A 26,273-nucleotide genomic window follows, 5' to 3' on the forward strand; every position below is an offset into this window, starting at 1 on the left:
TGGGGCACTGTGGGAGGATTCCAACTCGTGACCTTACAGTACTCACGATTCTACCAACTGTACGCAGCAGTCCAGTTGGTTGCAAATGACGAAGCGTACACTAAAGAGTCGCTGCGTGAAGCTCTGGTCGCACGGAAAGATCTTGATGCGAACCTCCCAGACTCGGAGGAAGGCGCCAAAGATGTCATCGAAGAGTTGGGAAATGCCCTACTTATTCAGGAAGCTGATGGTCATATCAAGTTAACATCGGAGGCTGAACTCCCTCAGAATTCGAGGTTGCTATTCTCCGGAAAGGCAGTAAGTGAGTCGATTTATGCCGCCGACGACACCGAAGCGTATGATCGAATGTTAACGAACCTCACTTATGCCCATCCGGAACTTCTCAACATCGCAAAGGAGGTCTATCGAAACAAGCCGCTAGAAAAATTTGAGATAAAGCGGGCGATAGCCGGGAACGATCCATTCGGAAACAAACTCAATGATTTCACTATCGATATAGGTGTAGAACTCTTATCAGATGCGGACGTGATACGGAAGAGTGACCGCGGATACACCGATGGCCGGTGTCCGATTACCCTACTCGCACATCTCATCTATGAAGAGTACGAAGCAATCGCTTCCGGTGATGAGAATGGCGTCTCCGAGCAAGAACTCTTTGAACGTATCGAACTGATGTACGGTATCGAGAAGTCGACATTCGAGAACCATCTGTCCCGACTCCAGCGTCACGGGTTCGTCACACCCGGGAGCTACGGCGAAATCACCTTCGACAAGGACGCATTCAACGCAGCTCGTATCCATGAGTAAGTACGACAAGTTCGACCTCAACACGAATCCCTTCGAGCGAACGATTGCGAACGAAGAAACCGCTCGAACGTACCGTATTGTCGGCCGCGACGACCAGGAAGCCCGACTTGAAGAGTTCGTCCAAGATGCTCTCCAGCATCCAGAGAATATGAGTCGGTCGCTGGTGTTTGGAGACTACGGTACTGGGAAGAGTCACCATCTCATCCAGCTCCGGGACGACCTGAAGGATGGGATCGAAATCGATGGTGCAACCCATCACGCAATCGGGGTCTACGTTGGCAACCTTGGGTTGAGTATCAGGTCGCTTTACATAGAGATCATCGAAGAGGTACTCGATTTCGCTCCGGAACTGGAGGATTTCGTAGAAGGACTGAAACCAGTGGAGCCGGAGTCAAGCGTCGAAGAGACGTTCGAGGTCGAGCAATTGATGAAGAACGTCGCTACGAACCTCCGAAAATTGTCCCAGGAGGCGACGACGGAGTATGATTACAACAGTATCTTTATTTTTATCGACGAGGCTGAGGACATAGTCAATGCTGAGGAATCGAAAGTAAAAGACTTCGTCAGGTCGTTCCTCCACGTTGTTAACGAACTGAGCGCAGCTCGAATCCACATCCTACTGGGTTTCTCACAGAAGGCGAAAACTCGCATTACGGGGTACGACGAGGAGGGAAGCCAACCGCTCGGGAACGCACTCTTCCAGCGCTTCGCACAACGACAGGCGATTCAACTCGGTAACCTTCGAAAAGGGGATGTGGAAGAGATGTTGATCGATCGTCTTGATCAGCACCGCTCTACTAACAAGGGGAAACTCTACCCCATCGTCGAAGAGACGATCGGAGTAATAAAGTCTCTCACCAACGGGCATCCCCGAGAAATATTGTCAATATACGCGTCTGCTCTCCAGTATGCCGCCGAGGCAGACCTGGACGCGGTCAACGGTGACGCCGTATTCTATGCGATTCGCGGGTTCGACTCGCTGGTCCGAGATGAACAGATCCTTTCGACGACGTCCCTGAGCAATTTCGAGCAGGGTCTTCGGGACTTTGATACGGACGCGGCGAACGACTTCGAGAACCTTCGGGGTCGTCTTATTGGGGAAGATGCCCGTGTCCCGCAGGATGGGTTCACGACCGACCCGGAGGAGTTACTCCAGCCGATTTCGATAAGTAGCGATACGGATATCCGGGTTCTCGAACGTATCAACGAGGACGGGCGGTACTTCTATCAACTCCACGAAGAGGCGAAGGACTTCCTCTTTGGCTCGACCGGTGGCGAAGGAACTCTCATCGCCGACCTCGACATCCATGCGACGACTGCGCCAATAAAGTACCAATCATCTATGTCCCGTGGATTTGCACTCGCGTTACGGGAGGCCGACTACGCGACGACGTTCCCCGATCCGGTCGGGGTCGAATACGAGGACTATCAACTCGAATCGTGGCTCGTCGAGTACCACGTTGGCGAGGGCTACCGGAGGCCCACGGTAGCACTCGCGGTTTACAATGGACCGGAACTTCCGAAGGAAATCGCCGAGCTCTTCATCAAAACCATCGAGCAGAAGGGAGCTTCCTTCGGAATTCTACTCAAGCAGGGTCAGGGTAAATCGGCTGAACTGAACAAGTATCTGAGTGAGTTGGAGGGACTGAAGAGCGACTACTACAGGGAACGGGTCCTCCAGATCGACTTGACGGAGAAGCAGCGCGAGGAGTCTGCGTATGGTAAACTTCTAGGTCTGGGCAAATCTGACGTGGAATTCGACGACGACGCGTTCGAAGTCGACGAACTCGTGGAGTCACTCGGCGTGAACGACCGGCTCGTCGAGGCGATTCAGGAGTCGGTACTCCCGTATCCGGGATCGATCGGACGACGCGTCATTGAGGAGATGGAGCGCAACCAGCAGAAGGACTTCACGATAACAGGCCTCCGCGAACAACTCGACCTCCAGCAGTACGACCTCCGCAGCGAGACGATGATCGGCTATCTGAAGCAGGGCCTGGTCTCAAAGGACGGTCAGAACTGGACGTACCCGGATGTCGAGGACGATCGGCCACCATGGTACCACGTCTATGCGATTCTGAAGGACAAGGACCCGCTCACGCGCGACGAACTCCAGTTCGAAGTCGAACAGCGCTTCGTTCTCGGTTGCAACGAAGGCGAGGAAGCCGAGATGCTTCAGTGGTATCTCAACCGACTCCGCATCGCTGGCTACGTCGAACAGGAGAAAGGTCCTGCCGGAGAGGGGATGAAATACGATGTCGTGAGTGTCGCAGATCAGGTCGACGAGACGGTTTTACAGGCGAGAGACCGATTGGAAGATGCGAGAGAGACCTACGAGGAAGCGCAGGAACTGAACATCACCGAACTGAACGAGTACAACAACCAGCTTGACGATGTCGAAACAACGATTACCGACGTCGATGGGTCACTTAACCCGGATTCGGGCGATCTTTCTCGATTGAAAGATGCTCTCGGCAAAGCCGAGACGGTTCGTGACGAACTCCAAGATGAAATCGACGCAGGTCACGAGCAGTTGGAGGGCGAAGTAGAGAACCTCGCCATCCAGGCGGATGAACTCGAAGAGAGATTAGAGGAGATCAAGCAGGAGGAGGTCCACGTTGACGACTTCGATACCTGGCACGAAGAACTCTCCACACTGCTAGAGGATCTCCGAGAGCTCGTCGAGGACGATGAGTATTCACTACTGGCCGACCGTGTGGAAGAGGTTGGAGAACGCCTCGATGAAATTGACGAGGAACTAGAGGAGATAGCCGGTGCGAAACAGCAGTGTGTCAAGGCGTATCAACACGCCCAGGATTTGAAAGAGGAAGCAGCCGATGCTATTGCGGACATCAGTACGGATAACGACCAGCAGGAGGTACTTCAGCAGGAACTCAACGGTTTCGAGGAGGTGTTAGAAGCTTACGATAAGTATTACAGCGCAACACAGTACAAAGAGGCCCTGACGTACCTCAACGATCACCTACCAGAACTTGAGGACACCGCGGACCGTGCCCAGAAGATCTCTAGTCGACAGAACCGCTTGAACAACAACCTAGATAGTATCGAGTCCGACGTCAAGAAAGAGGGCGACGACGACCTGCTCGAACAGTTCCGTGACGCCCGTGAGAACGTGGCTCGCGGCCAGTTCGCTGAAGCCGAACAACAACTCGGGGACATCCAGGACAGACTGGAGGGCCCAACACCCGAGGAACGGTTCAGAAATGCCGTCGAGGAACACGACGGGCGGTTATCGAAGGTCGTCGATGCGACCGATTTCAGTTGGGATGAGACGTTCAAATGGGCGTACCAGCTGTACAATAACGGTGAATTCAACGACATCCACCTGGTGAACGACAAATGAGCCGAACACAGATGGACGGCCGGGACGACCTCAAGACCCTCCAGGCCGTCTGGAACCAACTCCCCCAAGAGTTCAAGACGGAGTTGCAGCAGCGGCTGCTTAGGGCAATCGACGACCGCTGCAAGCGACAGATCAACTCCGGCAACTACGACGCCACCGTGGCGCTCGGGGAACTGTACGAGGACTTCGTCGGTACCATAGCCGATGACGACCGGTTCTCTGACGCGGTCCCGCGCAAGGTCGGAGAGGACCACGCGAGCCACCTCGTCTTCCAGCGTCTCGTTGACGAACTCGAAGGGCGGAACACGATTTTGTACGTCTACGACCGCCAACGTGTCCGGAGCCGTGTCGCAGAAGTTACGCGGTACTTCGCGTTGCTACGGCAGCGATTCGTCGGTGAGGAGTACGACTTCACTCCGAGCCTAACGAAGATGGTGAAGATGGACATTCAGTCCCGGGAGAAGCCGAAGTGGGGAGAGGACGGGAAGCGTATCAACTCCATCGTCCGCGACATCTACCAAGAGGTCAAAATCTCCGAACCGGCCGCTGAGTTCCAAGAGGCATTCGACTCCACCGGCGACTGGCAGGATGCCATAGAAACGTCACTGACGCTGGTCAGAGAGCTCTGCCACGAACTGGGGATGAAAGGACTCGCCAAATACCAGGGCCGTGCCTTCGAGCGGCTCTACCTCCAGAGCGTCACCGACGACAACGACGGAACAGCTCGCGTTGTCACCGCTAGTACTGGGGGCGGCAAGACAGAAGCGTTCCTGTTTCCCCTACTCACATATGCCTTGACCGCGTCACAGGCGAATCTGAACGGAGCGCGAGCCCTGCTGGCATATCCACGTACCGACCTCTGTGACAACCAATTCGAGCGAGTGGTTCACTATCTCTACACCATCGGCGAACTCATCGAGGACGACGAGTCATCACCATTCAACCAGTTCCCACTCTCGGTGAATCTGCAACACAGCAGCAGCGGGAAAGTCGAGATAGACTGTCCGGAGTGTGGCGGCCGGATGTCGGCGGAGGAGGACTTCGAGTGCTCTGAAAACCCAGATCACGTCATTGACTACGTCTCCACCGGAAACCGGGCTCAGGCTGATATCTTCATCACAACGCCGGACACTCTCCATCGACGACTTATGGACCCGTACGGGCAGAACCAGTTCTGGAAGCGAGGCTACCCGCCGAAGTTCGTCGTCCTCGATGAGGTCCACGTCTACACCGACCAGTACGGGATGCACGTTGCTAACCTGATGCGTCGGCTGAAGGCGACGATGAGGGCAGTCGCAGAAGAACAGGATCCCGTTCTCGTGGCATCGAGTGCGACGATTTCGAACGCCGAAGACTTCACCAAGCGAATTTTCGACGCTCCCCGTGCAGAGCAGATCAAACCGTACTCGAAGAAAGACATCGAGGAGATGGACGAGAGCCGTAGCGAGGGCCTCGAACCGGAACTTGAGGAGATTGGCTGGGAGTACCTCGTCTTCGTCAAATCGACGGAGCCCAGAACCGTCCAGATTCCACAGGGCGACGACGTTTACAAGCCTCGCTCCGAGTGGGAGGAGTTCGACGAGACGAACGTGACCAACCTTTCGACGATGATCCAGGTCGCGTTTGCGTTCTACCACACGATCCTGAAGGAGCGACCCGAAGATGACGACACGAAGGACAAGATCCTCGGCTTCGTCGATTCGATCGACTCCGTCAAACGCCTAGGCGACTACATCCACGACGCCGAGGGAGCTGGAGGAAACGATGACGCCGGGCTCTACTCACTCAGGAAGCCAGACGCCTTCCTCCCTGAAACAGAACAAACGAACCCCGACTGTCCGAAAGACCTGTTCAGAGGGTCGGCAGCCGACCACGAGACCGCAGTATGTGAACCACTCCCTCCGAATCCAGAACTGAACCCCTGTCCAGTGTACGAGGCCGGTGAGTGCTGGTGGACGCTGCAGGACGACTTTCTCGAATCGATGGATGTCTATCTGCATAAGAGCGGTCGGACTGAAACTCCCGACGGAAGCCGTGTCAACGACGACGAGTGGGATATGATGGTCACGACCAGCGCGTTAGAGGTTGGGTTCGACCATCCGAGTATCATCGGGACATTCCAGTACCGGGCGCCAATGAACATCCCCGGTTTCGTCCAGCGGAAAGGTCGTGGCGGACGGGACCCGGGCGATCAACCGGTTTCGGTCGTCGTCCTCGGGACGTTCCCGGAGGATTCGTTCTACTTCCACCACGAAGAGCTCTTGAGCAATCCGAGCGACGAATACCTGAAGATTTCACTTGACGAGGAGAACGAGTTCGTTAGGACCCAGCACGTCGTCTCAGCGATCTTCGATTACGTCAACGTTCGGCATCAGGACGTCTCGGACGAGATCTACAGGCGATTGGAGATACCGGAGTTGATTCGCATCCTTGAGGACGACCGTGACGAGATAGAGAGGTGGCTAGATGAAGCGTTCCAATCGGCGGACCCCGACTTCCTTGAGGGGGTCCTAGACGACCTGACTGATTACGTCGGGCTGACCGAGATGGCGCTGGCTCCGCACGACCAGTTGGAGGAGGCCGGTGGATTCGAGAAGTTCTGGGAAGCGCTTCGGATCGAATCCGGTACGAAGTCGAAGCAGATTGAACGAGAGAAAGAACAGTTGCAGAAGCTCCTGACGCAGTTCGAGATACTTCAGGGTGTGAATGCGGCCGGAGGTACTGACGAATGAGTGGGGACGAGAAAAAACGGCATCAGCGGAAACTGGGTGACAGAATCAAATCCATCGTTCGGTTCTACGACGATCTCGCAGAGCGAACCAGATACGGGCCTGTTCAGCCCTACTGCCACGTTCCAGACCTGTTCGAGGTGGACCCCGAAGCGGAACGCCCCCTCACAGTTCCTGGGACGTTCATCTCCGAGCAGGTCGGCGGCAACATCCCCGTCACAGCAGACGAGGGGGGGCTGCTCGACTCGGAGCCCCTCGACCTGATGCTCTCGTACTACCTCCCTGGTGGTTACAAACGGCGATGGGACTTCGAGATGTGGACCGGAGACTTCGCTGCCTCGCAACGCGACGGCTACGTGGACGTCACGTCTGGCTTCGAGTTCCGCCAGGACTACCCTCTCGAAGAGGTGCTCTCTTTGACGGACTCGGAGGAGTACACACCGTTCGGGTACGAAACGGACGAGGTCGGTCTCTATGTACCCGAGGAGATCTACGTAAAGCAGCCAGCGTCCCCGCGTTACTTCTTCGACACCGTTCACAAGCACGTACTGAACTACAATCCCGACACCGTTCCAGACGAAGACGTTATCGACCTCGGAATGAGCGACCCGAGCTCGAACTTTCTCTGGTTCAAACACCTTCACCGACTCGGTGGAGACATCGAAAGATTCGACATCGAGGAGGAGGGCGAACTGTTCAGTCGGATCGTCTTCTCCGACGAGTCCGTCTTCCTGAAGTGTTACTACGCGACGGTCCTCACTTTGTATCGGCAGGACCAGCGGACATTCTCCGATGTCGTCCGGTACTTCAATGACCGTAGCGGTCGGGTCGCCTTCGTGACGAGTGAGGAGAAGAGCCAGGTGCTCCTCTTCGACATTCCTCGTGAATGGGTCGAAAAATCGGTCAGTAGGCAACTGGACTCGAACGAGTCACTGCGGCGTGACCTCGGGTTCGCACAACTGTATCGGGAGCTCTGGGACGACCTCTTCTTCACCGACCGGACGATACAGAACGTCTACGGCGTCGATCCAGTCTTCCGATCCCTTCAGGCTGCGGACTACTGGATTCGGACCTCAGACGAGAGTCCCAATTCTGTGTTCGAGGCATCGGTCAACGAGATTTGCGGAGTTCTCGACAAGGTAATTCCGGAATCAGGTCCGAGCAGACTTCGGCTGATGGGATACGACAGCGACCAGCGCGAGGATCTGAAGGATCTTTTCCGGGACAACTCGGAAGAACTACGCGAGGTTCTGGAGAACTGTGCGTCGATAGAAAACCAGCGGACGTTCACCGAGCAGGTCCTCGTTCACTCCCTGCAGAACGCCGTCGCAGGATGGGCCGTGGCGGCGGGACTTGGCGGAAGCGACTTCGAAACCTGGTACGACGCGAACTACCAGAGCAAGGACATCGACGTCGTACAGTTAGCGCTCTACGACACGATTCAGGGCGGCGCCGGGACGAGCAAAGAGGTCTTCAAACGGCTCAAGGATGGATCACTCGACATCTCCGGCCCGCTCTCTAACCAGTGTTCCTGCCACATCTCGCTCGCGGAGGACCTCGTGCTCTCGCTGCTCGCCGAGCGCGACGCGTCCGTTCTCTACGACATCTACACGCAGGGCGACGGCGAAGACGACGAGATTCAGCGGGATCTCTTCGACCTCGCAGTCGCTACCGCGTCAGATATCGACAGAGCCAAGCTCGTTGACGAGGAGGAGGTCATCACCGTATTCAATCGTCGGATTGCCTCGCTGTACGAGACGAAAGAACTTGCACGCTTCTACGGCGCGGTCGCCCGGGCGTACCACCGCATAGCGTCCGAACTGAATCGGACACCGACTGCGATGGACGTTGTCCTCGGTCTCGAAGAAGAGACGTTTATCGATTCCCGGGTGAGAAACACCTACGAACGGTTCGCCAACCGTGGCTCCCAGCGTAGGGACCTGAGCGAACTTGCCGACCGCGTCGAGGAGATCACAAAGCAGTGCATCAGAGCCTGTCCGGACTGTCTCGAACGACAGGACTCTATGTACGCGTATCGCTACCAGAACCAGATGCTCGACAAACGCCTCTTGCAGGCGTCGCTTTCCGAGGTGATTGAAGTATGATTGTCTCGCTGTACGACGTCGTCCACAACGCCGAGAAGTACGCAATAACAGACCTTTCCAAGGAAGAGCAAGCGTTCAAGGATAAGGAACTCACCGTCCGATGTGAAGTCACCGGGATTCCATCGACCGGAACTGCAGGGGGTGAGAAGACTCTCTACCCGGTCGACGACCCGACGACTCAGCTCCAAGACGAAGTACTGCTATCATTCTGGCACGAGGACTCCAACTGGGGCCGGCTTGAGGAGACCGACAACGCGGTTCAGACCTTCGTCGACACGTCGCCGCTCCAGCGTGGGGAGGAGTTGCTCGTGCGGGCGATTCCTGTCCATCGAGAGGGCAAGTGGTACCTCAACGTGACGTCGCTGTTCGTCCGCAACCCTGACATAACCATTGGGAAGAGCGAGATGCGGTCGGCCAACGAATGTCCCCGAATCTACGACCTACGATACCGGAAGAACGTTTTCAACCCGAACCGGTACGACATCTCGAAGGGCGCCGTCAAGGGCAGCATCGCTCACCGGGCACTGGAACGCGCGATAGACGACTCCGAGTTCGCCGCGAACTTCGAGTCGGGATGGACGGACGACGATGTCGAGGAACTCATGGACGCCGTCGTGGATGAGAGCTTCTCGATGGAGATGACGCTGTGCCGCCTCGCCTGGGTGAGCCCCAACGACATCAAGGAGTTTGCCGAAAACTCGGTTCTCAACCTTCTCCAGGACGCTGGGTTCACGAAACTCGTTCGGGGAACCGAAACCCTGGAAACTGAACGAACGATCGCCGACTCGTACGGCTTGAACGGCCGCGTCGACCTGATGATCGACGGTAGTCCGCTCGACCTCAAGACGAACTTCTTCCTCGAAGACGGGATGAAACAGCGGCACAGGTTCCAACTTCGCCTGTACTTATTCGGGGTCCTGCTGGAGAACCTGGACCAGGGAATGAATCTCGGCAAGGTGTTGGACGAACTCCCGCCGGGCGTGATTATCTACCCCAATCTGCAAGATGAGTCGGAACCGGTGTACGAACGGGTAGAACTAGAGCACCACCACATCGAGGAGATCATGCAACTCCGGAACCAGGCGGCGACGCTCCGGGATTCCTTCGCCGTGCCGACGACGTATGACAGGGACTGTTCTGGCTGCTACTTTAAGGACGAAGACACGATCGGTAGCGGTGCAGGCGCAGGCCAGAGGCTGCCGTCCGCCTGCAAGTTCCACTGCCAGTCGGAACGCCGGTGGGCCTGCCACGAAACGAACGACGAGGGCGAGGTGAAGACCGAGTGTCCCTTGTATCACGAGTGCGACCAGCGCCTGGAGTACCGCAATCCGAGCGTCACGGACCACTATAACCAGCTTAGGTCGGCTCTCCAGGATGAGAAGCGAGCCAGGAAGGATGCCGGCAAGACGATGGCCCGGATGACTGACGAGGTCCTAGAGAACGCAGGGATGCAGCTTTCCGGGCTTTCCTTCGAGGAGGAACTCTCAACCCGGCGGATGCTCTATTCCGGCGAGTCGGTTCGCCTGTTCGAACCCGGGACCCCAGTACGAATCGTCCCAGAAGACGAAGATACACACATCGTGGCGACCTACTGTGGTACCCAGGAAGGGGGTTATGTCTTCGAGTTCGACGGGTCGCCCCCGACTGACTTCAAACGGTTCAATGTCACGTACCGAGCCACGAGAGCGGTCGAATCGACGTCGCTCCCTCGCCGATTGCTCTCGGAGCTCGATTACGCACAACGGATCGGAATCGACCCCCGTCTCCGAGAGTCAGGAGAGATCTCCCCAAGTCCGGAGCGAATTGCTCCTGACGCAGTCGAAAAGATTGCGGACTACCTAGACAACCGGCAGGTATTCGTTAACCTCCCGGCGCGAGTCAGTCGCTCCGAGAAACTCACCCAACTCGTTCGTGAGGTCACGCAGTCCCCTCTCCAGTCGCTTGACGGAGACTGGGTGCCTGACGACGACCGCCGGGTGCTCGTGCTCGGGGCTCGGCTCCCCGAGCTAGACTCCGTGGCCGACCATCTTGTCGACGGAGATGATATCATCCGTGTCGACGGATTCGGTGACGCGAAGAACGCATACGGCCCGACCAGCAACTCGCACAGGCTCTACGAAGCAATTCGGGACTCCAACGTCATCGTCTCCTCGGCCCAGTACGCGCTGCAGGAAGGTGTCTTCCATTCGATGACATCGGGTGATGAATCGGCTCGGCCTCATTCGAGCCGCTTCTTCGATGCAATCGTGATACTTGGTGCTGAGACCCTGACGGAACCCGAGTACGTCTTCCTCCGTGACCTCGCCGACCGAACTGTCGCCGTCGGAGAAGTCAACCGGGAGAGTCCCGAGATGGTCAGCGAAGAGGCTCGGGAGAAGGGACTCGCTGAGTCCTACTACGTTAACGCGTACAAGCGCTTCAGCACGATTTCGAGTGAATCTGCCGAGTCGATTTTCATCGAGGGGGAGGCCTCGACGCCAGTCGCCGAGTTCTTCAAACCGCTGGACATCGAGCTTGATGGGATCGGCGGCTCCGCGTCGTTCCACCACGTCTCGGGAGAGGAGCAACGAGCAGAGGAATATATGACTATTGAGCGGCGAATTCATACGGTAGGCGAGACCGACGAGCCACGGGATATCCTCCTCAAAGCGCTCGATCGAGGTGACGCTCTTTACGTCGCGTCCCAACTCGACGATCTGAACGCACTCGATGCAACCGACCTCAGAGTGGGACAGACCTACACGTTCGGCGAGGCCCGGTTCCGAGTCGAAAACAATGACGTCGCCCCCGACCGCGATATGGGCCACGTGGTCACCGTCGACATCAACCTCTCCCAGACGCCATACTTCACCCGGCGACTCATCTTGAACCCGCTGGAAGCGCAGGAAGTCGCTAATCTCACAGCCGAACAGGAGCCTTCGCTCGTCGTCACTCCCTTCGAAGCGCAAGCCGTATCCATCAGCACGGAACTGGAGGACCGAGGGATTGACGTGCCGGTGGTCACTCCCGACGCCCTCGAAGGAGACATCGTAGAAGATGTAATCGTGAGCCTCACAGTGGCCAACGACGAAGAAATCGTCCGGCCACCGGTGAATAACATCGAGACACTGTACACCTTGCTAACGGCTGGTGAGTCCGTCACTGTCGTTGGGGACGAAGCGACGCTCAAGCGAAATACACTAACCGAACGCCTCACCGACTTGTAACCGGACCGCATCCCCGGGGACTCGCTATTAGACGAGAAAGTCGATGATACCAATAGAGAGGCGTGTCAACTTCTTTTCTTCCTCGATCGCGCTTGAGGTTCCAACATCGTGTATTCAATTCACTCAAGAACATCCCCTAAACGAGCGAGTTCTTTGAAATTGTCCACATCGATTTCATTCTTCCCTATTTAGCCGCGACTACTGTAGCAGCGACTACCTATTGGCCAGCATCCCTCCTTCACCGAAAGTATTACTACTGGTATCAGATGCGATCTGGGAGTACTCTACAACAATTTCTTTGGTTCGAAAAGAAAGATCGAGAATTTCGGCTGCAGTTTCGATCTGGTTCTTTGCCGCCTTCGAAACGCCGCTCTCAGGGAGTTCTGGGTTGCTCTCAGTTATTGGATGCGTCTTCAGTAAGAATTCCTGCACTCCGAAATGCGGCCATCAACGAGCCGAATTTCTTCACATAGGCTCTGTGGGAGAACCGTGTTCTGTCGTTGATTTCGGTCTCATTAGGGAGTCTACCCAACTCCTGAGTCAGCGCGACTAACTCGATGATAAGTTCTCGTTTGTCCCAGTCGAATTCCTCCTCATAGGTATTGGAAGTCGGTCGTAATTCGGAGGACTCCAGCGAGTCTTGGGATACTGATTCGGCGTCCGTCTGAGTTGAGGCTTCGTTTTGATTACTGGGTTTGGGTTCCACCCACTCCAGGACCACGTCGAGCTGGTCCTCAATCACATCCTGAATAGAGGGATCTTCGTAACGAGCGTATTCCAAGAGGTCGAAAAGGATCAGCGAGAGGCTCTGGTAGAAACCCATCCCTCCAACTTCTTTGGTATGCTCGCCCGCAAATGCATCCACTTTCTCACGAGGCGTGGTATCATCGATACCTTTCCGTCGCGCATAGGCGTTTTCTGCTTCAGCGAGACGGCGCCGGACGCTCTCGTACTTCTCAGTGTCTGAAACAAGAGGGAGAGGTCCGAGGGCTGTCTCTACGTACCGGCGCTCGAATTCGGTGATGAAGTCGAAGGTGTCGTCCGGGTCGAGATCCCAGTAGTTCGCAATGACCCACGCGTAGTCTTCATCAATCTCTGTGACTTTATTGGCAGGAATCCACTCGGTGACGTCAAGTCGATCGACGAGTAGATCGTTCCAGCGCAAAAGCGAGCAACTCAGCGTCGGATCCATCACCCGAGCAAAGTACGGAATCGATTCGAGAGAGTAGACAAGAGCGGGTCCGTCGATGTCTTTGGCTCGCAGGACCGCGCTGTACTCGTCAAGCAGTTTCTCGAACCGTCGGTGTCGGTGTTTGTTGATGGCGTTCCGAACGTACTTTTCACGTACACCGATTTCGCCGGCGAGTTCGGAGACCGTATATCGACTGTTTTGGAGTCGGTCGAAGATGGCGGTAGTGAACGGTTTATCGAGAACCCTAATCGGCGCTCCGTACTCAGGGATTTCACGCACAGGATTCTGGTCGAGGATCACCCTCCGCTCATCGACCAGTTTCCGTTGTTCTTCCTGAGAGAGTGCGTAGAATTCCTCGCTCGATACCATCTATTCGGTATCTAATGGTAGAGCGTCTTTTCAGTTTGGGTAGTACTCCCCGATGACCGGTGTCATTCCAGAACCTGATTGACGAAGTCGGGGGGATATCGTTCTCACAGTTGTCTACTGCTTGGTCTAGAACTCGAATACACACGGACAGTATCTGTCGGATATTCCCTTGCGAACGTTGTAGAATAAGTTCTACAACCTCTTCTGAGAATAGCTTCCTCCCTGTCGTTGACCCGGTACGTTGTTTGCCTAGGTACGCTTCAATAAGTTGGTTGACATCGTCAACTGTCAGAGGGCTGAGTACAATTTCTTGACCTATTCTCTCAGAGGAGGCGTGGTATTTACTCATCACGTCCTGCCAGACCTCGGGAGCACACCCAAAGAGTATGTAAAGCCCCGATAGTTCTGATCCATTAGGTGCCGGATGGTGTTCAACGTAGACAGATCGTCTTTCGGAGAATCTTGTAGTCACTCCCACTGGGATTCACGCTGTCTGATGGCACGGGCGTTGACCATCGCGGTCTGCAAATCATAGATGCTGTCCACATATTCTGGGGTATTGTCGCTCGACCGCTTCCCGATGTTCCGGACCGAGAGTAGGATAAGGATGTTGAGTGCTCCGTGGGGTGTCTAGAGCGTCCGTTGTCGGTACAGCATTTGGCAACTCACTCGATTAGGCTCAGGTCTGAGATGAAGCCAATTATAATAATTATGTCATTCTGAGGAGTTCACGAGTCTTCGAACTGCTTGAAGTCGAGTTGGGCCGTGGGTTCCGAAGTGCAGAACTCCTCAATATCAGAGATAGTCTCGATTGTATTCCCGGCAGACAGGTTGCTGGCGAAGTTCTTCAGATACGTTCCTTTAAGCGCGACGACAATCGATCCGTTCTCCTTCGCCTCGTCAGTTCTTGCCGGAATCGAGATGAGATTCTTCCGCCCGTTGGCCACCTCTGCCTGGTTGAAAAGCACACCCCAGGTGCCGGATGGGATTTCAGACATTATCCCCTGGACGTCTATGCTGAGATAGTACTTGCTCCCCAGTGCGAAGAACACGATGTCGTACGGCTTCTCCACGGCAAAGAGTTCCCGAACCGACTGCGGAATCCCGAGTTTCGTCCTCCGATTTAGAAGCTCTTCCTTCAACATCTCGTTGAAGGTGACTTCGTACGGGGGAAGTTCCTCGGTCTCTTCGACGAGACCGAACCCTGCGCTGATGAAGTAGCGGTCCACCTCATACCCCGTTTCCCGAAGAGCGTCGACGGCTTCGGAGATATATTGCTGCTGTCGGCCCTTGTAGAGATCACGTGCCCGCAATCTTGCCACACCCTCTTGTTCAAACAACTCCTCTCTCGGCTGCGCATCGATCTCGTCGGCATCGAACACCGGACTCTCATCGGGGTACTCCTTCGCTCCCGAGCACTGGTCGATGATGAGTATCTTCATTGGCTGAACTCCGCGAGCCCGGATTGGACGAGCCGTGACGGCAGATATTCAGCCTCGTACCCCAGGCGGTCGAGAACCGCCGTTCGTAGCTCATTCGCGTCGGAATACTCGTGAACCGTACAATCTTGGGTCTCGACCGCGTGTCGAACTTCCTCGAACAGAGGGCGATCCGTCGAATATATGAAGAGGTCTTGATAGCGGACGCAATGGGCTCCGATTTGTTGACCGAGTTTGGACGGGGCGAGTGAAACCGTCGACGGCGGTTGCTCCCACCATTCGTGAACGCCGTTTGCGGTTACGACCCCGATCTCCGCGACCGGCAGGTCATGAACCGCCTTCCAGAGTTCGGGTTCACTGTTCCGAAGATACGACTCGATCGTTTCAACACCCGATAAACTGGCTGAGGCCTCGGTGGCAACGAGGATCTTCGGCAGTTCCTCCTCAAACTCGTCGTAGAACTTCCGGGTGTTGTGGAATCCGCGGCGACGGTTCCGGTTGTTTCCCCGGAAGATGGCGACTTCGATACCGAGTTCGGAGCAGATTGGACAGCCACACTCCCGCCACGGTTCGTTGCGGAGGGTCTTCTCGTAGGCTTGGAGGTGGTCCTCGTCACCCATCCACTCCGCATACGATTTGACGAGCGCCCAGACCTGTTTGAACGTCCCGACATCGGCGGTCGTCCGTTCGCGCCGTGCAATCTCCGCTTGCATCGACTCGAACTCTTCGAATACGCCGCTCGCTGTCTTCAACAATCTCGCGTACTCTTCGAAAAGGAGTGGCTCCTCCGGGTCGTCTTCGCGGAGGAGTTTGTGGACGCGACTCCGGAGCATATCGCTGAAACTCGCCTTCAACTCCCCTGCCAGATCGAAGTCCTCTCGGAGTGACTGCTCAATGTCACGGAGCCGAGAAGCATCGAACCGGTCGTCGAACCGGTTGTCATAGAGGTAGCTCTCGAAGCTATCGAGGGCAATCTCGGCCGACGAGAGCCACTCGTCGAGCGCATCTGCGATCGACCGATTCTCGTCGAACGCCCGGAGGCCGTGAAGCACCTCCTGTCCGCGGAGGGCCTTCTCGACAGCGTCTTCGAGGTCATCACCGTTCGACGGGTACCGGACGCGGATGGCGTCATAGCGGCGTTCACTATCGAGGTGGTAGTTCTCGCCGCCCGTCCAGGCAGCCCGCAGCATACTCGCGCTGTCAAAACTCGTCATCCCGGTCCGACCGATCGTCTCGAAGGCGTCCGTCTTTGCGAACCCGAAGACGTGCGTGTCGACTCGGGTGTCGAACCCGCGTTCGTAGTCCTTGATAACAGTCCCGAGCTCGGTGGTGGTCTTTCGGACGTCCTCGACGTTGCTGCCCGCAACCCCACCGATACCGAGGTAGTCGTAGCCCATCCCGAGGACCTTCCGTGCCGCATTGGCGTACGATCCGGGATCCCACCCCTGGATTGCGACCATAAGACGAAATGAGTAGCCGTTTTCTTCGTAGAGGTCGCGCATCTCGCGGGCGTTCTTCAGCGTCAACTGGTAGCGAAAGTCGGTGTCGTCTTCCCGATAGACCGCCCGTGGGTCGTCCCGGAGGTCGGCGAGGACACGATCGGCCGATCCCTCGAAAATCGATAAGTCGAACGGGTCCGGATCGCCCGCCTCGTAGATCGACGGTTCGGATTCGGCCACATAGTCGGGCCAGGTGTCAGGCCACTCGTCGATCATAAGGTCGAGGTCCTCCGTTAGGTCCTCGGGTAGATCGTCCGTGGAGAATCCCTCGGGCATCGCACGCTTGTCGAGGTAGAGTCGCTCCTGATGACCAGTGCCTAGCACAAGGTGGTCGATAGTCACGCCGACCGTGACGCCAAGTTGCTCGTAGAATTCCAACATCCCGTCGTTGTCGTAGGGCGGAAACGGGAGTTGTTTGTAGCCCCAAGCCCCGCAGTCGCTGATCGTAGGCAGCCAGTCGGGGATGTTCAGACCGGACGCTTCGTGGTGGACTCCGTGGTCGATGAGACGCTCGAACTTCGTGCGGCTGTCCTCAACCTGCTCGCGGGAGATGAGGACGCCGTCGATGGGTGTGCTCTCGTAATCGAAGATATCCCAGATGTACTGCTGGACGCGTTCGCTGGTATGCGGCGAAGAGTGCTCGTCGTGCTCAAAGTCATAGTGAGCGTCGACGCGGTCTTCCCATTCCGGTACGTAGAACCTCACGCGTAGATAGTCACCTACTGTTACGTGTCCCGACCAGTATTTGAAAGCTGTTTTTTTCGGGGCGGGAACCGGCCCTCGGCGTGAACCTGATCTAATTTTAGTTGGGGACGGTCTGTTTCAGACTCGCCAAATAGTTCCCTGCGTCACAATACCCCAATTACTCAATCAACTGAGTAAGGGGATTGTCAAGGATTTAGAAGACAAGAATGTTGGAGTGGACTACTGAGATCGACGATAGAGTCACCAATTCAGCTATTGTAGTAGATGATGTATCGTATATCGGGAGTGGGCATAGGTTATATTCACATCAAAGGTGAAACGGGTCCAGTCGTCGTTAACGAACATACATCACCACTTCTGTTGCTGGTGATCAAGACTAAGAAATCGGTAGAGTATCTGACTGCACCAAATCCACATCACAAGACGCAGATAAACGCGTATCTCCATGGTTTGGCAAAAAGTACGCTCAGCACCCCGAGACTACAGCGATTATTTATGGGAGTCGGACAAGCCTCGATATTCGGACCTTTAGGATTCAGTTTGATCCGGACTTCTGGGAAGAGACTGTCCTTGACTGCGTCTTAGAACAAACGACCTATCGCACCTACGGAGGGCTATTCCTCCAGACCCTGAATACGATTGGAAGGTAAGAGGTGTGAAATGATGTTCAGAACGAGTTCGTTTTCCGACGGACCGTAATTGTAGCCCGGCATAAATAGCGAGAAGTGAGTCGCTGTGCCGCGTTCGCTGTTGGCCGTGAACGGTTCGTGAGTAAGTGGGCGAGACGGGATTTCATTATAAGGCCCTGTCAGGAACATACAAACTCATATTGAATGGGTAAGCTACTCAGAAAGACTCCAGAGCAGTGAACTTCCGACCTTACGGCTCTCAATCTTAGTCTGATCTTCCAAGGACTTGAGTCGCGTGTATGCGGTCCGCTGAGTACAACCAATCTCCTCGGCGATCTCTGATGTACCTGCCATTCCTTCGAGTTGCTGAATGGCTTCTATAAACTCAGAATCGGTATAAGTCGTAGTATACCTTCCCGATTCTTCCTCACGATCTTTTCCAGGCACGATGTCTAATTCGTATACTTCGCCTATGTAAGTGATGGGTTGGAAACCCATCTCTTATGGAAGAGATGGAAAAGTTTATACCATTACACTATATAAGATATGGTGTGGAAGCCCGGTCCCAACGGGGCGTTAATGTCGAGAAACGCCCGAGTGCTAGGGACACTCGGACTGGGTTTCACACTGGACGTGAGAACCCATGGAAAACTCAAATCCCCCGAATCAAGAGGTTGTCGGTGACCAGTTAATTGAAGATATATCAAAAATAAAATATATTGCGCTCGGGGAAGGGCCGGCGGCGTGTCAGGTCTGCGACCGCGAGCTCCGGGAAGGCGACGAGCTGACCGCGTATGCCTTCCGGGCGGCTGGCAACCCCATTTTTGAGATCGGATACGTGATGTGCGGGGCGGACGAGCACGCACACCCGACGGAGTTTATGCGCGGCGTCCACGAGCTCGTGGTGACTGGTCGGGTTGGGCTGTGTTCTGATGTGGCGGTGCAGTCGTCGTGGTTGGTTCTGCTTGCGCCGTCGGTGGTGGTGGTGAGTGTGGCGTCGTCGGACTCGGCTTGCGTGGTGGGTGATGACACGACGCGCGATGCTGAGGCCCGGAGCACTACCGTCACTGAGCATCGGGGTGGTCCGAGGTCGTTGCTGTCGGTTGTCTGTGAGGATACTCGGGCTGATGGGGGTGGTTGGTGATGGTGTTGGAGTTTGAGACGTCGCATTTGGATCGTGAGGTGTCGCTCCCGGACGATGTCGAGGAGCTCACGCTTCCGGATCTGTACGTGGGACTCGAGATTCCGCTGCTCGCACCGGGCGATGGGATCGTGACGGATCGCCATCACGCCTCGGCGGATCGGTATGAGGCGGATGATCCGCAGAATTTGATTGGTGGGATGGTGTCGCCGTTCCCATTGTCGGGGTGGTTGCGGCACGGTTGTGAGCGTGTGGTGCAGGTGGCGGGCGGGTCGGCGTGTCATCCGGGTGAGGCGAATGCGGACTATATGCTTGAGGATGTGTATGAGCGTGACCTCGACGCCGGGTACCACGAGAAAGGGTCGTGCGTCGACGACGATGCGGGCTGTGTCGTCTATGACTTGTTCGGCGGGTTTAATGATCGGGCGGGGCGGTTGGTGCGTCGGCCGATCCGGTTTTCTCCGATTCGCCGGCAAGTCGACGTCCTGCAGGGCGAAGCGGAAGCGCATTACCGCCAACTGAATACGCAGGTGCGTTCGCGGAACAGTGAGGATGACGGGCAGCCGTTGCGGATGGCGTCCCGAGACGTTGTCGGGAACCTGGTGGGGACGTGGAAGTTGTCGCTGCGGGAGTTGAAACCGGAGTACGTCGGGCTGCTGGTTGAGGCGGTTGATTATTTGGATGCGCATAGTGATGAGTTTGAGCTTCAGCTTGGTGGGGCGCGGAATTTCGGGGCGGGGATGGTGGATGCGCGCGTCATCAACCCGTTGTACACGGACGCTGAGATCAAGCGGGTGTATAATCGCGCGCAGGACGCCACGTCGGGGATGGCGTGGAAGGATGACCTGTGGCGGGAGTCGGTGCGCCAGGAGTTCGTGACGCCGCTGCAAGAGCGTGTGAACAGTATGGGGGAGCTGTGATGGCGCAAGCGAGTGATACGGTTAGCGTGGATCTGCGGGTGGCGTATCGGCACGATGTTCACAAACTGCGTGGTCGTCAGCACGGGTCGGGGTGTGACGAGCTGTTCGATGTGCCGGTTAATGAATCAGTCCCGATGCAGGCGGATCGGGATGCGGCGTTGTTGAGCCGGCCGGACGGCGAACCCGAGCAGACGGTGGCGAATCATGCGTCGCCGGCGCGGCTGTCGCTGCTCACGGGCTCGGTACTCGAAACGGGGGCGGTCCCCGTACAGGATACTTCGATCACGCCGCTGGTTGATGGGTCGCCGGAAGAGTTGCACGCGGCGTGGTTGACGAGTGAGACTGCGTCGCTGGTGAATGAGTCGGTGTTTCTGCCGTATTCGTCGTTGAAGTATCACGTGTTGCTGGTGGCGGGACTGCTTGATGCGTACCGGGCGGGCCACGTGTTTGATGACCTGTTCCTGGTTGTAGAACCGACTACAGATGTACCGCCACGAGATGCGGATCGAGTAGTGAGACAGCAGGCGGCACTTGACGCAGATACGGTGATTCCACACCGAACCATCCTGTGGACGGAGGCGATGACGATGCGGTTGACGGCGTCACCGGACGGGTCGGCGGCGTGGCTTGGTCCGGCGCCGGCTGAGTCGTTTGCGGATGTGTGGAGTCGCGTGTCTGGGTCGCCGGTGGATCGTGACACGGTATGGTGGCGACACGTCGACGCACAGCTCCGTCGCATCCGGTCGTGGTCGACGGCGCTACAGTACATTGAGGATGCTGTCGCGGGTGAGACGCGCGGCACGGTGGGGGTGGATGCGTGACCCGTCGTCACGGTCGTGACGGCTGGGCTGCTGACTCCGGTCATGCGATATGGTCGTACGGTGAGTCGGCGGGTCGGACTGCGTGTCCGGTCGCGTTCCCGGCTCTCCAGGGTCGAGGGTCGTTGGACCGCCCGGCAGTACACGCCTCACCAGCGGTTCGCCGTGCGTTGCGGGTGCTTGGTGGGGCTGTGTCTCCTGCTGGTGGTGAGTGGGGGTTGAGTCGAGTGGGGGCTCGCTGTGGTGATGCAGTTACCCGGGATGGGTCGGTGTGTTATGATCTCGATGTGAACCGAAGGGGGTGTGGTGTGGTATGACGCGGATCCAGCAGGTCGTGTTCGAGTTGACAGCGCCGTACGCGGGGCGGCCGTATCACGTGTCGGGTCACGCGTTGTTTCAAGCGATCGCGGCGGACGTCGACGACCGGGCGCGACGCGAGTTACAGGTGAGTCACGGGGTGTTCACGCCGTCTGAGTACGGGTCGTACCCGGATGAGCATTCACAGGATGGGTATGCGGGGAAGCTCGGCGGGTCGCTCCCGCCGGTCGAGTCGTACGAGGATCTGTTCCTGTTTCGGGACGCAGCCCAGCGATGGTTGCAGGCGTCCCGGCCGCGTGAGGCGCAGAATACGATGGATGTCCAGTCGCACGGCGGGCGGCTCGCGGTCGCGCCGGAGTCGTTCTTCGGGGTGCCGGCACACCAGCGGAATTCGAAGCGCCGCGTGACATGGTACATCCACGCGTATCTTCACAGTGAGCGCGAGGGCGTGCTCCCGCTTGATGAGAGCGTGCTTGATGGGATCCGGGTGGGCGGCGCGCGGAACTACGGGTTTGGGGAGGTATCGCTTGTCGACTCACAGGTCGTCGATCTCGACGCGGTGTCGTTCGATGGGCTGCGGGGGCACGACCAGTACTCCATCGAGCTGGTGACGCCGTACGTCTTGCAGAGTGAGGCCCCGGACGCGGACACCCAGTCGGTGCCGTGGTGGTGGGATACGTCGGTTACGGGCATGGGAAGTGATGCGCCGACGCGAGACCGGCGGTTGCGTCGCCGCGAGGAGCGACTCGCTGGGGAGTCGGTGTACGACTTGGCGACGATCGATCACGGGCAACTTGTCGGCTACGCCGGAAACGACCCGATACAGACGGCGAAAAACGGCGTGTTGCGAATCGGAACACACGCACGATTCGGGTTCGGTGAGCTGCGGGTGCGGCCGGCGGGTCGTGATCGCGTGCCGGAGCGTGAGGGGGTGGTGTGATGCTTGAGCAGGTGGCGTTCGATATTGAGACGACTGGATTTGACATCAATGATGAGGTGACGGTCGTCGGGTTTGCGATGCCGATGGGTGTCCGGGTGTTCGTTCAGACCGCTGGGCGGGCCGCCGGCGATGTCGAGGCCAGCGTGTCGGCGCGGCTGTCGGACACACTTGTGAATGTGTCGACACACCCTGATGAGTCCGCGCTGTTGGCGGCTGTCGCGGCGTTCATCGGTGACCGGATACAGGACGCGGAGTCGCTGCTCGTTGCGTTTAACGGCGAGGTGTGGAGTGGCGGGTTCGATCTGCCGTTCCTGCGGAGTCGGTACGCGGCGCATGGGATGGCGTGGCCGTTCGATGTGGCGTATGCGGACGTGTTGCCGGTGATTTCGGATCGGTTCAACACGACGGTTGACGGTGAGGAACAGCGCGGGTTGGCGGCTGTGTACAGGCTGCTCGGCGACGGGTCGCATAGTGACCTTGATCCGTTTGAGGACAGTGCCGCGGCGGTGACCGCTTTCGAAGACGGGCGGTTCGTGGAGCTCGTGTTGCATAACGTGGCGGATGTGTTGCGGACGCGGGCGCTCGGCCGGGTTGCTGAGCGGTACTGTAGCAAGGCAGAGTTCAACGTGAAATCGTTGACGCCGACGAGGTCGAGTTGAGATGCGGGTGCCGGGAGTCGTAGCCGCGTGGCGGGCTGGGCAAGTGCGTGACTGGGTGGTGCCGCCGGATTGACGCGCGGTGTCGACAGGCGGCTCCGTTGGTGCTGTCGGTGCGGAGTGAAGCGATACACCAAGACTCACGGCAGCGCAGTGCAGTATCGGTCGCAACTGAACACGACGTACACTGAGAGACAATATGGCAGAAGCTGATACACGACCCCGAGCGGATGAATCAGGCAGTCCAACTACAGACGGCAAGGACGCCGGGACGACGAGCCCTCGTGAGTGTCACGAGACGGTTGACCCGGCGACGCGTGACGAGGTCCTGACGGAGTACCAGCATCGGTGCCAGGCGTGCGGGCGACGCGGGCCTGCACAAGGTGGGCTGGCGACGCTGCACGTCCATCACATCGAGCGGGACCCCGACGGGATAAACGAGCACGACCTGGAGAATTTAACGTTGCTGTGCCGGTCGTGCCATAGTTGGTTCCACCAGCAGAGCACCCCGGATGAGTTGCCAGTGGATATCACTGAGGAAGATGAGAGTGTGCTGCTCCCGCAGGACATCGAGATCCTGCGGTACTTGGCTGATGAGGGGCCGGCGCGGACCGGTGAGATTTCGAACGGGTTGACGGCTGAGTTGTCCGTCACCACGGTTCGGGAGCGGCTGGCGTTGCTGATGGGGCTTGACAATATGGTCGACTCTCGGGACCAGCAGATCGTCGATCAGGACGCTGACACCGGCGAGTGGGGCCTGACCGAGCAGATTGAGCATTCAGCGCGTGGGCATATTCCGTCGGATCCGCAAGCGTTGATTCAGCGCGTTGAGGACGAGCAAGTTAGGCAGGCACTGGAGCGTGGGTGCGACCGGGAGACCGTGATGGCTGTGCTCGATGTCTCCAGAAGGACGACGTTTCACAAGGAAAAACGCGCGATGGCGTACGATTTCCCGTTGAATGCGTTTCGACGCGGTGGGAATGGTGGACAGCACCCGGCTGGCGGTGAGACGAGTGACCCGACCGGCGAGGCGGACACGAGCCAGACTGCCGCCGGTGGTGAGAATCAACAGCGGCTGGATGCCGTTGGTGAGGATGCTGCGGATAGCGCCTCGGGTGACGTTGCTCCTAGGGGCGAGGCCGCACAGCAGGGTCACGCTGACAGAGCCGGTGCCATACCAGTGGACGGGGCCGATCCGGAGCTGCAGGCGCAGTTAGAAGCAGCTATCACTGCGTTGCAGGAGCTCACCACCGAGCTGTAGGTCTCGCCTCGGCTCAGCGGAGTCATCACGCTTGTAAGCCAGAAAGTGACGGCAGGTGTGGTGAGTCTGTTTCGCTTGATTAAGAGTGATTTGGCTGAGTTCTCCGATGTCCTCGCAGGGATGGTTGACAGGAATTGATTCGACGTCCTGATCGTAGAGGGCGTTGAGGAGAATCATCAGTCGTTGGCGTTCGATCTGCATTACAGCACCTTGGTGAAATCGATTAGGTCGGTGGCGGTCCGTGGGATTTCGGCGTAGAACTGCCCGTAGTATCCCTCTGCTTTCCGGTGGAAATAGAAGACGTGGTCAGCGTCGAATTTGAATCCTGACTGGAATGCGATGGCAGACATGAATTTCCGACCGGGGGTGACATCGCCAGCAATCGTGTCGTCATTCTTCTGGACGGTTTCGATAGTAGATCGGTAGAAGTCGATAATGCCGTGGAAGTCCGTCTCGTCGTCTAAGTCACGAGTATACACATCGGCATCGCCACCGTACGCATCAATGATTACTTCAAACCGGTTCGTGGCCTCGGTGACGTACTCAGCGACGCTGGGATTCGAGAGCATCCAGACGTTGTCTGGGACGTATCCCTGGTCACACGCCGCGGTCACGGGATTGAGAATACCGGGCATAGTCGGCGTCCCGTTGGTCACCCAGATCTGCGCCATCAGTCCATACGAGTCATTTTTCTCTCAATAGTGTTCCCGTGGCCAAGAACACGGGATGACTGGCCGCGGGGGTGAGACCAGACGCAGACAGGCGGTGTGAGAGCGGGTGGGGGCGTCACCATTTTACGAGCATTTATGTCAGTCAATCCACCTCGCCTATACAGCCGTGGTTCACACGGTGGTTGAAAGTTATGAAGCGGGCACGAATCGACGCTAAACCGGCGGATATGGACAGCAAACAGCTCAGAAATCCACACAACAGACAACACGTCACTAATGACGGAACACGACCACATCAACACAGAAGACAACCACACGCAAAACGACCGTTCGGCTAATCAGCGCCGATCGATAGCAGACCCGACCGAAGGTGAGTTCCTGTCGCCTGAGTCGGTACGCGAACCTATGGCCAGCGGTGAGAGTCCAGCACCACTCGTCCTGCTCGGTAGCGTAGGGAATTGCAGGTGCTACCTCGCCGTGCGGCGAAAGCATATCACGCAGCAGGAACAGCACAGCAGTCCCGTCTCTAACGGTATCGAGCGGGCAATCACCGGACAGCCCGACACCAACTGAAGCGGCTAACCCACACAACCGATGAAGATAACACTATACGCGATTGTATCCGGCGAAACACGAGAAGAGGCAATCGAAAATGCGTACGGCGCGTTCCTTGAGTTATGTCACACGGAGAGCGACGCTCCTGGTGGAACGAATCCGATCTTTGACTGGTTCCGCTTGTATCCTGTTCTCGCAGAAGAAGAGGACAGCAGATACTCGATACCGGATAGTGACGGGATTCACCATACATCAGAGGACGAGACAGAGGAGCTGATGGATGCCGTTCGGGATAGCATGGTAGACAAATTCCAATCTTTTGAAGATGATGAGAGTGGCTACGCTCCGGCGTGCACTGTGATGAGATGTCGAGAATGCCTCATCTATGACGAACAGGCCCGGCCAGTGTTGTCACCACGCCACTACAACAATCTGATCCAGCGGGATGACCACTGGGCTGTTGCTGCGTTGTGTCGTTGGTGATACTCTTTCGGGGTGGAGTATGGGTATAGTCGTGCTGTGACCCTGCCTCCCCGACTGTGACTCTGCCATCGGTCCTTTCCAGCTCTCGTGCTTGATCCTGTTCTCACGCCCTTGAGAGTCCCGACCCGCTGACTCGTTACTCGTCATCATTACTCGGTACGTCACCGAGGGCGACGACCCCGCTACTTGCGTTGCTCGTGTAGTAGACGGCTTTGTCTGCGAGAACGGGTGCGGTGCTGGGGTACGCGTCGAATCCTTCGATTTGGTGTTCCCACTGAACGGTCCCGTCGGATCGGTTTAGCGCGGCAAGCCCGGCGAGATTTGCTTCGGGAAGGCTTTCACCCGAGATAACGATTGACTCGCGGCCGACGCTAATCCCGCGGGTTGCGCTTCCGGATTGCTGCCAGATCGTTGCGCCGTCATCGATCGAAAGAGCGACGATTTCCTGACTTCGTGTTCCGAGGAA

18 protein-coding genes are annotated in these 26,273 nt (G+C 57.1%); 12 read left to right on the forward strand and 6 right to left on the reverse strand.

Annotation, left to right across the window (positions count from 1 at the left end; translation table 11 throughout):
- Window positions 1–27 precede the first annotated feature (27 nt).
- Genes BLV25_RS15495 through BLV25_RS15515 form a run of 5 tightly spaced genes read left to right on the forward strand, consistent with a single transcriptional unit; the run spans window position 28 to window position 12,211 of the window.
- Entirely contained in the window at window positions 28–807 is a 780-nt protein-coding gene (locus tag BLV25_RS15495; RefSeq protein ID WP_143114495.1) for a hypothetical protein, read from the forward strand.
- The gene (locus tag BLV25_RS15500; RefSeq protein ID WP_092735085.1) at window positions 800–4,171 is read left to right on the forward strand and encodes a coiled-coil domain-containing protein; all 3,372 of its coding nucleotides are present in this window, start codon (window positions 800–802) and stop codon (window positions 4,169–4,171) included. Before BLV25_RS15495 ends, BLV25_RS15500 begins: the two co-directional genes overlap by 8 nt.
- Window positions 4,168–6,903 (forward strand): DEAD/DEAH box helicase, encoded by a 2,736-nt coding sequence (locus BLV25_RS15505; RefSeq protein WP_092735088.1) that lies wholly within the window; start codon window positions 4,168–4,170, stop codon window positions 6,901–6,903. Before BLV25_RS15500 ends, BLV25_RS15505 begins: the two co-directional genes overlap by 4 nt.
- Window positions 6,900–9,005 (forward strand): hypothetical protein, encoded by a 2,106-nt coding sequence (locus tag BLV25_RS15510; protein WP_092735091.1) that lies wholly within the window; start codon window positions 6,900–6,902, stop codon window positions 9,003–9,005. The genes BLV25_RS15505 and BLV25_RS15510 overlap by 4 nt, the downstream gene beginning before the upstream one ends.
- Window positions 9,002–12,211, forward strand: a complete 3,210-nt coding sequence (locus BLV25_RS15515) for a PD-(D/E)XK nuclease family protein (RefSeq protein WP_092735094.1) — start codon at window positions 9,002–9,004, stop codon at window positions 12,209–12,211. The genes BLV25_RS15510 and BLV25_RS15515 overlap by 4 nt, the downstream gene beginning before the upstream one ends.
- 394 nt (window positions 12,212–12,605) lie before the next feature.
- Here BLV25_RS15515 and BLV25_RS15520 read toward each other — a convergent pair whose 3' ends face one another.
- The 4 genes from BLV25_RS15520 to BLV25_RS15535 all read right to left on the reverse strand — a co-directional run bounded on the left by BLV25_RS15520 (window position 12,606) and on the right by BLV25_RS15535 (window position 18,542).
- Window positions 12,606–13,772 (reverse strand): homing endonuclease associated repeat-containing protein, encoded by a 1,167-nt coding sequence (locus BLV25_RS15520; protein WP_092735098.1) that lies wholly within the window; start codon window positions 13,770–13,772, stop codon window positions 12,606–12,608.
- 728 nt (window positions 13,773–14,500) lie between these two features.
- A complete protein-coding gene (locus BLV25_RS15525) occupies window positions 14,501–15,214 on the reverse strand; it encodes a hypothetical protein (protein WP_092735101.1) in 714 nt (237 codons plus the stop codon).
- Window positions 15,211–17,415 (reverse strand): queuine tRNA-ribosyltransferase tRNA-guanine transglycosylase, encoded by a 2,205-nt coding sequence (locus tag BLV25_RS15530; RefSeq protein WP_092735104.1) that lies wholly within the window; start codon window positions 17,413–17,415, stop codon window positions 15,211–15,213. The genes BLV25_RS15525 and BLV25_RS15530 overlap by 4 nt, the downstream gene beginning before the upstream one ends.
- 842 nt (window positions 17,416–18,257) lie before the next feature.
- Window positions 18,258–18,542 (reverse strand): helix-turn-helix domain-containing protein, encoded by a 285-nt coding sequence (locus BLV25_RS15535; RefSeq protein ID WP_256335765.1) that lies wholly within the window; start codon window positions 18,540–18,542, stop codon window positions 18,258–18,260.
- A gap of 145 nt (window positions 18,543–18,687) precedes the next feature.
- On the opposite strand from BLV25_RS15535, the gene BLV25_RS15540 reads away from it, so the two are divergent.
- The 6 genes from BLV25_RS15540 to BLV25_RS15565 all read left to right on the forward strand — a co-directional run bounded on the left by BLV25_RS15540 (window position 18,688) and on the right by BLV25_RS15565 (window position 24,098).
- Window positions 18,688–19,188, forward strand: a complete 501-nt coding sequence (locus BLV25_RS15540) for a hypothetical protein (protein ID WP_256335766.1) — start codon at window positions 18,688–18,690, stop codon at window positions 19,186–19,188.
- The gene (locus tag BLV25_RS15545; RefSeq protein ID WP_092735107.1) at window positions 19,188–20,105 is read left to right on the forward strand and encodes a hypothetical protein; all 918 of its coding nucleotides are present in this window, start codon (window positions 19,188–19,190) and stop codon (window positions 20,103–20,105) included. Before BLV25_RS15540 ends, BLV25_RS15545 begins: the two co-directional genes overlap by 1 nt.
- A complete protein-coding gene (locus BLV25_RS15550) occupies window positions 20,105–20,926 on the forward strand; it encodes a hypothetical protein (protein WP_092735111.1) in 822 nt (273 codons plus the stop codon). Before BLV25_RS15545 ends, BLV25_RS15550 begins: the two co-directional genes overlap by 1 nt.
- 310 nt (window positions 20,927–21,236) lie before the next feature.
- On the forward strand, window positions 21,237–22,181 hold the full coding sequence (locus BLV25_RS15555; RefSeq protein WP_092735114.1) for a hypothetical protein: 945 nt from the start codon (window positions 21,237–21,239) through the stop codon (window positions 22,179–22,181).
- Window positions 22,181–22,840 (forward strand): 3'-5' exonuclease family protein, encoded by a 660-nt coding sequence (locus BLV25_RS15560; protein ID WP_176819517.1) that lies wholly within the window; start codon window positions 22,181–22,183, stop codon window positions 22,838–22,840. Before BLV25_RS15555 ends, BLV25_RS15560 begins: the two co-directional genes overlap by 1 nt.
- Before the next feature lie 196 nt (window positions 22,841–23,036).
- On the forward strand, window positions 23,037–24,098 hold the full coding sequence (locus tag BLV25_RS15565) for an HNH endonuclease (protein WP_092735119.1): 1,062 nt from the start codon (window positions 23,037–23,039) through the stop codon (window positions 24,096–24,098).
- Window positions 24,099–24,298: 200 nt separating this feature from the next.
- On the opposite strand, the gene BLV25_RS15575 is transcribed toward BLV25_RS15565, so the two are convergent.
- Entirely contained in the window at window positions 24,299–24,769 is a 471-nt protein-coding gene (locus BLV25_RS15575; protein ID WP_256335767.1) for a PDDEXK family nuclease, read from the reverse strand.
- A 594-nt stretch (window positions 24,770–25,363) separates the two neighbouring features.
- Between BLV25_RS15575 and BLV25_RS15580 the strand changes: the two genes are divergently transcribed.
- Window positions 25,364–25,807 carry a hypothetical protein gene (locus BLV25_RS15580; protein ID WP_092735125.1) on the forward strand — a complete coding sequence of 148 codons (444 nt, stop codon included), beginning with the start codon at window positions 25,364–25,366 and terminating at the stop codon, window positions 25,805–25,807.
- Between the two features lie 136 nt (window positions 25,808–25,943).
- Here the strand turns inward: BLV25_RS15580 and BLV25_RS15585 are convergent.
- Window positions 25,944–26,273: outer membrane protein assembly factor BamB family protein (locus tag BLV25_RS15585; RefSeq protein WP_176819518.1), on the reverse strand; the 330-nt coding region annotated here is incomplete at its 5' end.

Origin of the sequence: Halopenitus persicus (assembly GCF_900107205.1) — an archaeon.
GTDB classification, from domain to species: domain Archaea; phylum Halobacteriota; class Halobacteria; order Halobacteriales; family Haloferacaceae; genus Halopenitus; species Halopenitus persicus.